The organism is Terrabacter koreensis (assembly GCF_054783315.1).
In genome coordinates this window covers 74,831-88,905 of the sequence record NZ_BAAGQU010000001.1, presented here as the reverse complement: position 1 = coordinate 88,905, position 14,075 = coordinate 74,831, and the positions used below count along the sequence as shown (strand labels likewise).

The 14,075-nt window shown below is 72.2% G+C and carries 3 protein-coding genes; 1 reads left to right on the top strand and 2 read right to left on the bottom strand.

Annotated features, from left to right (window positions below; genetic code table 11):
- Positions 1-64: 64 nt before the first annotated feature.
- Complete coding sequence (locus ACYVNR_RS00355) at positions 65-2,419, bottom strand: hypothetical protein (protein WP_461045733.1); 2,355 nt, start codon at positions 2,417-2,419, stop codon at positions 65-67.
- Positions 2,420-2,643: 224 nt separating this feature from the next.
- On the opposite strand from ACYVNR_RS00355, the gene ACYVNR_RS00350 reads away from it, so the two are divergent.
- Positions 2,644-13,203 (top strand): calcium-binding protein, encoded by a 10,560-nt coding sequence (locus ACYVNR_RS00350; protein WP_461045731.1) that lies wholly within the window; start codon positions 2,644-2,646, stop codon positions 13,201-13,203.
- Between the two features lie 99 nt (positions 13,204-13,302).
- Here the strand turns inward: ACYVNR_RS00350 and msrA are convergent, their stop codons facing one another.
- A complete protein-coding gene (msrA, locus tag ACYVNR_RS00345) occupies positions 13,303-13,977 on the bottom strand; it encodes a peptide-methionine (S)-S-oxide reductase MsrA (RefSeq protein ID WP_458802325.1) in 675 nt (224 codons plus the stop codon).
- Positions 13,978-14,075 lie beyond the last annotated feature (98 nt).

Sequence of the window (14,075 nt, the reverse complement as noted above, 5' to 3'; positions counted from 1 at the left end):
CACAGCGCCCTCGGAGGCAAACCACCAACCAGCCGGCTGCTACCAACCTGATGGCCGGGTACAACTAGGGGGCGCCGGGCGGCGTCCTGAGCTCGTAGACGTCGGCCGTGCCCAGCCGCAGCCGCAGGTGCGCCAGCGTCGCGAGCTGCGGCGACACCTTCCCGGCCCGGCGGTCGGCGTAGAGCCAGCGCACGCCGCGGGCGTACAGCCGGTCGAGCCCCGACGGTGTGGGCGCCGTGAAGGCGGCCTCGTTGAGCGCGAAGGTCGCCGGGTCGGCGAAGGGCTGCTGGCGCGAGCCGAGGTTGTTCCTCCCGTTCGCCTCGTGGGCCGCCTCCGTGTAGGCCCAGCCCTCGATGAGGACGGCACGCTGGGTCAGGCCGCTGACCCAGAAGGAGCGCGCATCGCAGCTCGGCCGGGTGAGGAGGCGCAGGCAGTGGAGGTTCGTCGCGACGACGTCACGGGTCGGCGTGTGCGCGGCAACCCAGCGGGCGGCCTCCACCTCTGCCGAGCTGATGGTCCGCGACGGCTCGGGGGCGTAGCCGCCCGTGTCGGGCACGTCGGTCAGGGGGCGCACGACCGGCGCGAGAACGAACGCGGCGGTCAGGGCCACGAGGAGGGGGAGTGCCGCCCGGCTGCCGCGCCGGCGCAGCACCCACCACACGACGACGCCCAGCAGCAGGGGCACGACGACGACGGCGAGGTCGGCGACGAGCTCGCCGTGGACGACGGCGGCGGGTGGGCTCTTGGCCCCAGGTGGCACGTCGGTCCGGGAGATGGAGTTCTGCACCTGGAGCACCAGCCAGCCGACACCGAGACCCGCGACGGCCCAGACCGCGAGCGTGCGCCGGCTGCCACCGTGAGCCGCCAGCGACCAGATCCGGTGGACGCCCCAGGCGGCGAGGACGTGCCAGGCCACGACGGCCCCGCGCATGAAGTAGGCCTGGGAGACGCCGTCGACGTCGAGGAGCATCATCGCCCACCAGCCCGCGACGCCGGTGCCGAGGAGGAACCACGCCGTCAGGTCGCCCTGACGGCGGAAGGAGAGGACGGACAGGCCGGCGAGCAGCCAGGCGTACTGGACGGCATACGCGACGAGGATGAGCGCGAGGAGCGTCGCGGCGCCGGGGGCGCCGAGCCTCGGGATGACCAGGCCCGTGTTGACGCCGATCTCGTAGTTGGTGACGCCGGTGACCTCCTTCCAGACGGGGAAGCGTCGCACGATCCCGAAGGCCTGCACGCCCGCGCCGGCGCTGCTGCCGGTCACGAGAGGAGCCATGACGAGCATGGCGGCGAGCACGGCGCCGCCGAGGGTGAGGCACCGCCGCCACCCGTCGCGCCGGAGCAGTGCGACGAGACCCGCCAGCGCCGCGCCGCACAGCAGCACCGGCAGGACCGAGGACTTCGAGCCGGCCGTGAACAGCAGGACGAGCAGGAGCAGGATCCAGCCCCGGCCGACCGGCCTACCTCTCAGGACGTCGGTCGCCACGTGGATGACGAGCAGCAGTGGGATGAGCGAGTAGATCTGCGAGGGGCTGTGCGGCACGAACGCCGTCACGCCGTCCAGGCCGAGCCACGTGATGCCGTTGAGACTGCCGCTCGTGAGCAGGAAGGCGGCCACGACGAGGGACGGCCACGCCGAACCGGTGAGCGTGACCATGACGGCGACGGCAAGTCCGGCGAGGACGAGGACGACGGGGACGACCCACAGCCGGGCGACCACCACGGGCAGGTCGATGCCGGTGAGTGTGCTCATCACGCCCATGTGCGCGTTGGAGAACCAGTGGTAGGTGAAGGTGAGGTCGGCGACCTGCGGCACCCGGGGCAGCACCGACCTTTGCAGCTCGGCGGCGGTCGCGAGGTGCCAGTAGTCGTCCGGGTACCACATGAGCGAGTCAGGGGGCAGCGGCGAGGAGGCGAACCACGACTGCGACGTGCGCCAGAGCAGTCCAGACGCCAACGCCGCCAGTGCCCAGGCGACCCCGGCGGGCAGCCGTTGTGGGTAGTGGCCGAGCGCGGCGTGGCGACGCAGGGCCGGGACCGCCGCGAAGGGCGCGACGAGCAGCACCGTCCACAGCCACATCCACGACGCCAGGCCCAGCGCGGTGAAGACGAACCAGCCGAGCAGCTGGAGGGCCAGGCCGGTCGCCGCCCCGAGGGCGAGGTCGGTGACGAGGAGGCGCTGGCGGCCACGGAGCCAGCGGTGGACGAGCGTGCCCGGCAGCAGGACCGATGCGACGAAGGCGGCGAGGTAGGCCACGACGGCACGGGCCGGCGTGTCGTACGCGAGCAGCAGGACGACGGCGAAGGCGACCGGAAGGAGCCCTGCCGCCCACCCGGACGCCCGCCGCAGGGCCTCGCCGCCGCGCGTCGCGGGCTCGCGCAGGTCGTTCGAGGCGTGGGTCGTGAGGGATGCCGGCACGGGCAGGATTTTAGACAAGGGCGCCCATCGGTCCCGGCAGGTTCCGTCTTCCGGAGCCGGTCGTCACCTGAGTCCCATCTGCCCCTCTATCACCTGATCGGACCGTTTTCCGACGATTCGCCGGACGTGTGACGAGTCGCTCACTACGTTGTCAGCACAGGAGCGTGTCGGATGTGGCTCGCGCAGGGATGGGCTCGCGGTGCGCTCCCTTCTGGGGAGAAACCATGGTGCGCAAGTCGATTCGTCGTGCCCTCGGAGCGGTCGTGGCCTCGCTCCTCGTCGTGGTGGGAGCTCTGGCCGGCCCCTCGCCCGCCTTCGCCGCCGACCCGGACCCCGGCGTCGACAGGGTGGTGGCGTTCCTCGGCGGGAGCGGCGGGACCGCGAACCTCGCGTCCTGGACGAGCGGTCTCGCGACGCTGGGCACCTTCGGCAAGCAGCTGCCGTTCGTCGCCGCCAGCCCCGGGGGCCTGGCCGGACTCGACGACCTCGTCAGGGAGGGCGTGACGAGTGCCCTGCCCGGCACGACGACGTGGGCCGACCTCGCGACCTCCGGGGAGGCCGTCAGCCTGCCCGGTGGCCGCGCCGGCACGCTCGACATCGCGGTCGACGACCTCGGCGAGGGCAAGCGCGTCCACGTGAACCTCGTCGTGACCCGCACGGCCACGCAGCAGTCGCTCGCGGTCAGCTCGGCCAGCCCGCGCGTCGAGCTGAGCTCGCCGAAGGGGGTCACCGCCACGGTCGAGGCGACGCTGTCACTGTGGGTGGTGTGGACCGGGCCCACGACGAACAAGGTCTACCTGGCGAGCGACGCAGCGCACGCGCCCCGTGTGGACGTCGACGTCACCGCGCACCTGTCGGCCGCCGCGAAGGCCGCCGTCGGCATCCTCGGCGTGACGCTGAGCAGCACCGACTTCGCGGTCACGGCGCACGCGTACGCGAGGATCGACGACCCGAACAACGACGGGGTCCTCGCCTTCGACGCCGCAGGCACCGGCGACGGCGAGCTGGCCGCCGACGGCTCGCTCGCAGGCCTCGTCACGGCCGCCCTCGACGCCAGCGGCTCACCCTCGCAGCCCGGCACGGCCGGCTCTGTCTCGGGCACCCTGCACGTCGCCGCCGACACGAGCGGCCTCGCCGGAGTGGCGTTCCCGACGAACGTCGCCGCAGACGTCACGGTCGCCTGGCCCAACATCGCCACGGGCTCGCCGACCGTCGCGGCCCCGACGCTCGCCGGCCTCGTCGGCAAGTTCCAGAACATGAGCTTGCGCGACCTCGCCGACGGCCTGGCCCAGGTCGCGACCGCGCTGACCGGCATCCAGGCCGCGAAGTTCGACCCCGACGGCGCCGGCCCGCTGCCGTCGACCGGCAACCTCGACCTGCCGTTCCTGCGGGGCACGGTGTCCGACGCCGTCAAGGCCAACCAGGTGCTCGTCGACTTCCTGAAGGCCAACGTGGTGCAGGCGCCGGACCCGAACCAGCCCTCGCCGCCCGGCTTCGACGCCTCGACGGTCGGCAACCCCACCTTCGACTCGCTCCAGGACCTCGTCGCCAAGCTCAAGGCGGCGGGCATCGGCCTCGACAACCTGTCGTGGGACGCGACCACGAGCAAGCTCGTGTTCCGGTTGCGGATGGTGAAGGCGGCGCCCTCCGCCGGCGTCGCCATGGACGCGGGAGCCGCGCGGACGTCGCGCCCGTCGGCGACGTACTCGGCCACCGGGCTCACGCTCGACGACGGCACCCAGCCGTGGACGGCGGACCAGTGGGTCGGCATGCGGGTCATGGCCGGCACGTCGGCCGGTGAGATCACGGCCAACACGAAGAACTCGCTCACGGTTTCCGGCACCTGGATCGGTGGGCAGCCCTCTGCCAGCACGCCGTTCGTCATCGTCGGCCCCGAGGCGCAGCTCGGTGCCGTTACCTTCGGCGACCAGCTGACCGACCAGCCGGGTGGCACGGGACCACGGCGCGGCATCCTTCGGGCCAACTCCGCGCAGACGTTCGCGACGGTCAAGCCGTCGTTCGCCGCCGACCTGACGCTGGTGCTCGACCTCCAGGACCCGAGGACGGGCAACGACTGCATCGGCTTCGAGGGCAACACGAAGGCCTGCCCGTTCGTCCAGTCGACCGGCGCGTTCTCGACCAACGTCACGTCGCTGCCACTCGGTCCCGACCGCATCATGGTGCGCACCGGCAGCCCCCTGCTCACGGCCGACTTCCCGGTCGACACCGCGGTCGACTTCACCGCCAACGCCGGCTTCTTCCAGGTGCGGCTCAAGGGCTCCCTGTCGGTGTGCAACAGCTCCGCGCCGGCCGACTGCTCGGCTGCGGGCTCGGGACACATGCTCTCCATCGGCCTCCGGCAGGCCGGCGACGCCCAGCACGACCTTCGGCTGCGCGACCTCTTCGCAACACTCGTCACCGACACCCCGACGGGCACGAGCCAGGCCGGCGACCTGCTCGACGTCGACCTGAACGTACGGGCCACCGCCGACCTCAAGGTCTCGGTGCCCGACGCAGCCGGTTTCCTGCCGGCCGGCACCGACGTCGGCGTCGCCGCCCATTGGAACGACCTGACCCAGGTCAGCGGCAGCGACGGCCCGCAGCTCGACCTCAGCCGGCTGAGCCGCATCTTCGCCCTCGACATCAAGCCGGGCTCCCAGGCCGAGCTGTTCGCCATCGTCCTGAAGACGCTCCAGACGATGGCGGCGCAGCTCGCCGACGCGCAGCCCGGCGGTGCGACCGGCATCTACAGCCGCGAGATCCCCGGCACGGGCACGTCGTTGCGCGACCTCATGCGGCGCGACGCGTCCGGGGTGGGCTCCGACGTCAACTACGGGACCAACACCCTCCAGCACGTGGGGCGCACGTTCGACGCGTCGTTCGTCGGGCGCACCGTCGTCGTCGGCACCCAGGTGGCGGTCGTGGCCGCTGCCTCCGGTGACACGGTGACGCTCACGCAGGACTGGGCGCAGAAACCCGCCGACGACACGGCATACGCCTTCCGCTCCCCGCTCGACGACGCCCTCGACGTCATCTCGCTGCACCCGCCGCAGAACATGCAGGACCTCGTCAAGGTCCTGGACGACCGGCTCGGCACCGGCGCCCTCCACTTCCGGTACCTCGACAGCGGCGGCACCCCGAACGTCGTGCTCGACCTCGACTGGAAGCGCGACTACCGCACGAGCACCCCGCTGCGCCTCGACCTCGGCGGCGACAGGTCCCTCGTCACGGCCGCTGCCGCGGGGCAAGGGGCCGCCCACGTCACCGGCGGCGTCAAGGTCGGCCTCGTCGTGCCGCTCGCACCGGGCACGGGCCCGGACGACGCCACCTCGCTCAAGGTGCTCGCCGACTCCAAGGTCAGCATCGGCGCCGACGCCGCCTTCACCGGCCGCGCCGCCGGGACGATCGGCCCGCTGACGGTCTCGGCAGGAGACCCGGGCGGCGACCCGGCCAGGCAGGCGAAGCTGCGGGCCAACCTCAGCCTCGAGCTGTCCGACACGGGCGCTGCGGCCGACACCCCGGTCAGCTTCTCGACCTTCCTGTCCGGGCTCGACGTCGGCTTCAACGCCTCGAACGCCCCGGTCGACTGCGGCGAGGGCCTGAGCACCCCGCTCATGGTCTGCGGGGTCATCCCGCTCTACGCGACCGTGTCGGGCGGTCCGACGACGTCGCTCGGCTCGGTCGCCCTGCGCCTGCAGGACTCGACCGACCCCGCGACCCTGCTCGACCTGACCGGCAACCTCCCGGCACCGGACGACGCGAAGAAGCGTTTCGAGCTGCCAGACCTCTCGGCCGCCTTCGCGAACGCGTTCGCCGACTTCACCCAGATCGGCCCCGGCCTCGACGGCTACCTCGAGAAGATCGAGCAGTCGATGCGCCTCGCGACGTTCGACGGCAAGCTGCCCTTCGTCGGCAAGGACCTCCAGCAGGGCGCCGACTCGATCGGGCGCCTACGCGCCGAGATCAAGGCCAAGCTCGGCAGCGTGCCGGCGAGCCCCAAGGAGGCCAAGGACTACGTCAACACCAAGCTCGCCGAGGCGATCACCGCGGCCGGGCTGCAGAAGACGAGCCTGACGGTCGACTACGAGTGCACCGCCAAGCTCGAGCCCACCGGCGCGCCGACGCTCGCCGCGACCCCGTCGACGACCGGCGCGACGAAGTGGCGCTACGAGATCGTCGCCAGCCAGGGCACCGGCGCGGGCACCGACGGCGACACCGTCGCCTCCCCGCCGAGCGCCGAGACGACGACCGCGTTCACGAGCACGAGCGGCGGCAACTCGATCAAGGTGTCGTGGACGAAGTCCGACGGCGCGACGAAGTACAAGGTGCTGCGCAGCAAGGACGGTGGCCCGTTCGAGCTCGTCAAGGTCGTCGACGCGGCCTCGGGCAGCGCGCAGACCTTCACCGACGACGGCAGCACCACGGCAACGACCTACACGCCCGTCACGACGAAGCCCATGCTCATCGACTGCCCGACGACGAGCATCAACGGGGTCAACCTCGCCTTCGACGTCAAGGCCGGCACGGTGACGCCCGACGACGGCTGCGTGCCCGGCTCGGGCTGCCTCGGCGACGGCAGGACGCTGCCGCTCGACATCGGCATCCCCGGTCTCGCGCTCAAGGCCGGCGACGACGACGCCATCACCTACGGCCTCGGCATCCAGCTGCACGTCAAGGCAGGCGTCAACACCGACGACGGCTTCGTCATCTACACCCACGACAGCTGGCAGGACGGCGCCCCCGCACCCGAGTTCGGTCTCGGCGCGCGCTTCGACATGCCCGCGACGATGAAGGCCCAGCTCGCCTTCCTCGACATCGACGTCAAGAAGAACGGCTCCGCGCCGCTCTTCGCCGGCGCCTTCCTCGTCGACCTCAGGTCCCGCGACACGACGGAGACGGCCGGCAGCGTGCTGACGATCTCCGACATCGCCCGCGGCGACGCGTCCTCGCTCTTCGGCATCTCGCTGACCGCGAAGATCAAGGCCGACTGGCTCGTCAAGGCCTCGGTCGACTCGGTGCTGCCGGGAGTGCAGGCGAACTTCGTTCTCGGGTGGGAGTTCTCGAACAAGGACCTCAAGAACCTCGGCGTCCCGACGATCGAGTTCAAGGACGTCGCGATCGACGCCGGCGGGTTCCTCTCGAACCTCCTCGGCCCGGTGCTCAAGAAGGTCAAGTCGGTCACCGGACCGCTCCAGCCGGTCATCGACACCCTCTACGCCCCGATCCCGGTGCTGTCCGACCTCAGCAAGATGGCCGGCGGAGGCGACGTCAGCCTCATCACCCTCGCCAAGACGTTCAACACCCTCGCCGGCGGACCGAAGCTCGACTTCGTCGACAGGATCGCGGCCCTCACCACGCTCATCAACAACCTGCCCGACTGCGGTGGCGGACCCGGCGACCCGACGTGCCTCATCCCGATCGGCAAGTTCCTGGTCGACGGCGGCAAGGCCCTGACGACGAGCGTCTCGCCGACGAGCAGCCTCGCGCCGAACTCGCCGACCTCCCTGATCAAGGGCGCCTCGGCGGCGAGCAAGGACGACGTGAAGAACGCCCTCAACAGCAAGGGAGGCAAGGGCAACGTGTTCGGCTCGGGTGGCACGGCCGGCAGCGCGAACAAGTCCGGCTTCACCTTCCCGATCCTCGACGACCCCGCGTCGGTCTTCAGCCTGCTCATGGGCAGCGACGTCTCGCTCGTCGAGTTCGACAGCGGCCCGCTGACGCTCGGCTTCACGTGGCGCCAGGCCTTCGGCCCGGTCTACGCGCCGCCGCCCGTCATGGTGACCCTCTCCGGCTCGGCGTCGGTGACGCTGCGCTTCATGGCCGGCCTCGACACCGCCGGCATCCGGTATGCCGTGGAGGCGGCCCAGGCGGGCACGTCCGTCGACGCCGTGAAGCTGCTCGACGGCCTCTACTTCAAGACGACCGACGGGAGCGGGGTGCCCGTGCCGGTCGTGCGGCTCGACGGTGAGATCGCCGCCGGCGCAGCGGTGACGGCCGTCATCATCACCGTCGGCATCGAGGGCGGTCTGCACCTGACCATCGGCTTCCACTGGAACGACCCCAACAACGACGGCAAGTTCCGGGTCAGCGAGTTCCTCCACGCGGCGGCCAACAACCCGCTCTGCCTCTTCACGACCACCGGGCGCCTCAGTCTCTTCCTACGGCTCTACGTGACGCTCGGGTTCTCGCCGTTCAGCGTGTCGTTCTCCATCAACATCGCCGACATCACCCTGCTCGACTTCACGGCCAAACCGAACTGTGAGCCACCACCGCCACGGCTCGGGGGCACCAGCGGTGACACGCTCGTCGTCTTCGCCGGGCGCTTCGGCACCGACGCGGCCCGCGGCACCCCGTGGGGCAACACCGCCGACACCGAGTCCGACACCGTCAAGGTGACCGCGCTCTACTTCGCGCAGAAGACCGGCGACGACGACGGCACGAACCCCGACTTCGACGGGTTCAAGGTGCAGATGCTCGGTGAGACGCGCGAGTACCTCGACGCGGGCCTCAAGCGGGTCGTCGTCGACGGCCGTGGCTCGGCCACGCCGCTCGTCGTCAGCTTCGTCGGCGACGGCAAGAAGGACGCGAACCCGTCGTCGCCGACCACGCAGGCCGACCTGTCGGTCTTCGACAAGGACGCGATCGTCTTCGGGACCCCCGGCAAGGACCAGGTCCAGACCGGCACGGGCAACGCCTGGGTCGACGGCGGCGCGGGCGACGACCGAATCGTCACGGCTGACGTCGCGGGCAAGGTGGCCCGTGTCGCAGGCGGGGCCGGAGCCGACGCCATCACGACCGGGCTGGGCGCCGACCTCGTCTCCGGCGACGGCGCGCTGCCGCAGCAGACGCTGGCAGTCACGGCCGCGCTCAACCCGGTCGACGTCGAGAACGCGAAGGGCTCGATCACCTCGGTGAAGCTCGACGACGTCGTGGACTGGACGAAGCTCGACGCCGACCCGACGCAGGGGGCCCAGGGCGCCGGCGGTGCCGACGTCATCAGCGTCGGCCTCGGCAAGAACCGCGTCAACGGGGGCCCGGGCGACGACAAGATCGGTGTCGTCTCCGACCGGCCCGGGGCGACGGCGGGCACGACGACCCGCTCAGAGGGCAACGTCCTCATCGGTGGGCTCGGCAGCGACTCGCTCACCGGTGGCTCCGGTCCCGACACGGTCTACGCGTCCACCGAGGGCTCCTTCGGTGTCGACGACCCGGGCACCGCCGACACGCTGACGACCCCGTCGGGCAAGCCGTCGATCCCGAACATCATCGAGACGGGTTCCGGCGACGACAAGGTCTGGGGCAGCGCCGTCGAGGACGTCGTGACCAGCCACTCCACGAGCGGCGAGCACGCCCGAGTCATCGGTGGCGGCGGCCCCGACGCGCTCGTCGGTGGCTACGGCACCGACGCGCTCTTCGGCGGACCGGGCGACGACTACGTCGTCGCCGAGCCGAGCCAGGTGGGGGTCCGGGGTCTCGACGCGGCCGGCAACGCCCGCGGTCCCGACGTCGTCGAGGGCGTCGACTTCGGTGCCTACCGCGTCGTGTCGCACCTGCCGGTCCCGGCGGGGGAGACCTCGTCGCGCAAGACGCTCGTCGGCGGCCTGGGCAACGACCACGTCATCGGTGGCGACGGACCGGCGACCGTCTTCGGCGACACCCTGCGTGATGCAGCCACCCTCGACGCCGCGAAGGACGAGACGTGCCGACCCGGCAGCCCCGTCACGAGCGACCCCGTCCCCGAGGGCACCTCGGGCGCGGGTGGTGACGGCAACGACCTGGTCCTCGGCGGCGCCGGCGTCGACACCATCTCGGCGGGCGGCGCGAGCGACCGCGTCCTCGCCGGTGGTGGAACCGACCTCGTCTGCGGGCAGGAGGGCACGGACGTGCTGCTCGGCGGCGACGACGCCGACCACGTCTGGGGGGGCAGCGGCGACGACCGCGGCTACGGCGACGCCGGGGCCGACCTCGTCTTCGGCAACGGCGGCCAGGACCAGCTCTACGGCCAGGCCGGCACCGACGTCGTCGAGGGCGACGACGGTTCCGACCGCATCAGCGGTGGCGAGGGCCGCGACGTCCTCTACGGCGGCACCCGAGCCGCCGGCCGCACCGACGTCGGACCGGCCGACGCCGGGGACACGATCTCCGGTGACACCGGCGACGACGTCATCGTCGGTGACAACGGCACGGTCGACGACCCGACGAGCGCCGCTGACGCACAGGCGATCCCGTTCGACCTCGACGGTCTGACACCGTCGGCCGGCCGCGGCGACGTCGTCTACGGAGGCAGCGGCGACGACACGGCATACGGCGGCCTGGGCGGCGACGCGGTCAACGGCGGCGACGACGCCGACCACCTCGAGGGCAACAACGGCTCCGACGTCGTCCACGGCGACGCGGGCGAGGACGAGGTCGTGGGCGGGTCGTTCCAGCAGGCGGGCGCCGGCACCGGCCGGCCGGACGCCGGGGACGTCCTCCACGGCGACGCCGGCCCCGACCTCGTCGCCGGCGACAACGCGGTCGTCTCGGGCGTCCCCGCGGACGACACCACCCCGGTCACGAGGATGCGCGGCTTCTCGCGCACCCACCGGGTGACGCTGCTCGACCTCGGCACGAGCCCGGTCCTCGCCAACTCCGGCGCCGACCAGGTCTTCGGCGGCGACGGCCAGGACGTGATCCTCGGTCAGAGCGGCACCGACCGGCTCAAGGGCGAGAGCGACGGCGACTACGTCGAGGGCGGGCCCGACGTCGACTGGGTCGAGGGCGGCCTCGGCGACGACGACCTCGTCGGCGGCAGCTCGACACCGTCCGCAGGCGGGGCCTCCTCCGGCGCGACGTCGGTCGGCCAGCCCGACACCGACGACGCCGTCTTCGGCGGCCCCGGCGACGACGTCGTGCTCGGCGACAACGGCCAGGTGCTGCGCCCGGCCGCCGGTCAGGCACCCAGCTCGGTCACCGTGCGGCTCGGCAGCGCCGCCGGCACGGCCATGACGCCGCGCGTCATCCAGCCGTGGGACCTCGGCGCCAACCCGCTGACGACACCCTCGGCCGTGCTCTACGGCTTCGACCGGCTCTCGGGCGGCGACGGTGTCGACGTGCTCCTCGGCCAGGACGGCAACGACGCGGTCACCGGTGACGCCGGGCCAGACCACGTCGAGGGCAACGGCGGCGCCGACCAGCTCTTCGGTGACCTGCCGTTCGGCCAGTCTTCGGCGCACGGCACGACCGTCGCGGCGGTCACGGCCGCCTGGCCCGGCTCGGCGAGCCCCACCGCACTGCTGCGCGGCACGAGCTCGGTGCCGGGACAGGACGACGTCATCGGCGGATCGGCGGCCCCCGGCTTCCGTGACGGCTCGGACGTCGTCGAGGGCAACGGCGGCGACGACGTCGTCCTCGGTGACAACGGCTCGCTCCTGCGCACCCTGCAGGGCGGCGGGGGCGCCCGCACCGAGAAGGTCTACGCCGACCGCTACCCGGACGGGGCCGTGTCGTCGGACGCCACGGCATCGCGCACCCACGACCCGGCGCTGCCCGGCCCGAGCACGCGCTTCTGCACGACCGCGCAGTCGACGTGCGAGGTGGCGGGTGCGTTCGGTGCCGACACGTTGTGGGGTGACGACGGCAACGACGGCATCTGGGGTCAGGACGGCGGCGACGCCATCTCCGGCGGCTACGGCGACGACGACCTGTACGGCGAGCTCGGCGACGACCGCATCGACGGCGACAGCGGCGGCGACGCGATCGTCGGCGACCGGGGCGGCATCGTGAACCAGTACCTGAGCCCGGGGGACACCCCGGCCCAGGCGTCGGTGACGCTCAACAGCCCGCCCAAGGAGACGTTCACCGCGTTCCCGCGCGGCGCGTACGACCGGCGCGTCGACCTGCTGCACGACGTCGACGGCGACCAGTGGATCGGGACCTCGACGGACCCGGCGATGCCGCACAACGGCATGGACGAGGGTGGGCGAGACCTCATCCGGGGTGGCTCCGGCGACGACGCGATCCACGCGGGCTTCGGCGACGACGTCGCGAACGGCGACAGCGGCGGCGACGACCTCTTCGGCGGCGACGGCGAGGACGTCCTCTGGGGCGGCCAGGGCTGCGACGCCGGGCTCGACGCCGCGACGCCCGACTGCCTCGTGGGCGGGGTGTTCACGCCGAGCTCGCGCGGCACGGACGACCGGTTCGTCGACCACCTCTTCGGTGGCGCGGGCGAGTCCGACGTGTCGAAGCAGGACGTCCTCGGCTCCGACCTGCTCGATGTCCGGCCCCGCGGCTCCTACACCCCGGGCGGCGGCTGCACGCTCGGCGCCTGGCCGCTGACGACGGGCACCGGCAGGAACGCGGTCACGGTCGACCCGTGCCTGTGGTTCGAGATGGCGGGCGTGGCCGACGCCGACCCGTCGAACGACAACCACCACCAGGGCACCGACTGGATCTACGGCGGCTGGGACCGCGACGTGCTCCAGGGCGACGTCTCGGCCAACGGGCCCAACCCGGGCGACCGGCTCATCGACTGGAACGGCGCGTACAACCTGTTCACGCACTGCAACAGCGCGTACGGCGGCTTCAACGACGTGCGGCAGCACTCGCCGGCGATGCAGGACTTCCTGCAGCAGCTGGCGTGGACCTCGAGCGCCGGTCGTCCCGGCACCGACGTGACCACCGCGGGCTCCTCGGCCTTCCGCGAGCTGGCCATGGTCCACCCGGGCGAGACGGCGCACGGTGCCGGCTCGGCCTACCCGGGCACGCCCGGCCACTTCGACGAGACGGCCTGCACTCCCTGACCGATCCCCTCCGCACGGACGCCCCCACCCGACCCGGGTGGGGGCGTCCTCGTGCAGGCGCCGGGAGCCGGCTGGAGCCGGCGGCTCCGGCTACGGGCGTCAGGCGGGCGGGGCGATGTCCTGCTGCGACGGCAGCTGGTCCTGGCGCACGATGCCGACCGGGCAGGTCATGCCGTTGGGCCCGTGGTTGCAGTAGCCGCCGGGGTTCTTGTGCAGGTAGCCCTGGTGGTAGTCCTCGGCGAGGTAGAACGGCCCGGCGTCCTCCGCGGAGCGGATCTCGGTCGTGATCTGCCCGAACCCGTTGTCGTCGAGGACCTTCTGGAAGGCCTCGCGCGTGGCCTCCGCGGCGAGCCGCTGGCCCTCGGTGGTCCAGTAGATGGCGGAGCGGTAGGCGGTGCCGATGTCGTTGCCCTGACGGTTGGCGGTCGTCGGGTCGTGGTTCTCCCAGAACGCCTTGAGCAGCAGCTCGGGCGACGTCCTCTCGGGGTCGTAGACGACGCGGACCGTCTCGGCGTGGCCGGTGCGTCCCGTGCACGTCTCCTCGTAGGTGGGGTTGGGCGTGTAGCCGCCCATGTAGCCGGCGGCGGTCGAGACGACGCCGTCCTGCTTCCAGAAGATGCGCTCGACGCCCCAGAAGCAGCCCATCGCCACGTAGAGCACCTCCGACTCCTCCGGCCACGGCCCCTCGAGCGGGGTGCCGAGCACGACGTGGGTCGGGCTCACCTGGAACGGGCGCTCCGCACGGCCGGGGAGGGCCTCCTCGCGAGCGGGCATCTGGGTCTTCCTACCGAGTCCGAACACCATTCCAGTGTCACATCCTTCGTGTGGCGTGAGTGGTACGCCTCTGCAACGCCCGAGACCCCTCCCGTATG

Coding starts and splice junctions, on each gene's coding strand:
- msrA (WP_458802325.1), bottom strand. CDS start 13,977: ATGCCCGCTCGCGAGGAGGCCCTCCCCGGCCGTGCGGAGCGCCCGTTC.
- ACYVNR_RS00350 (WP_461045731.1), top strand. CDS start 2,644: ATGGTGCGCAAGTCGATTCGTCGTGCCCTCGGAGCGGTCGTGGCCTCG.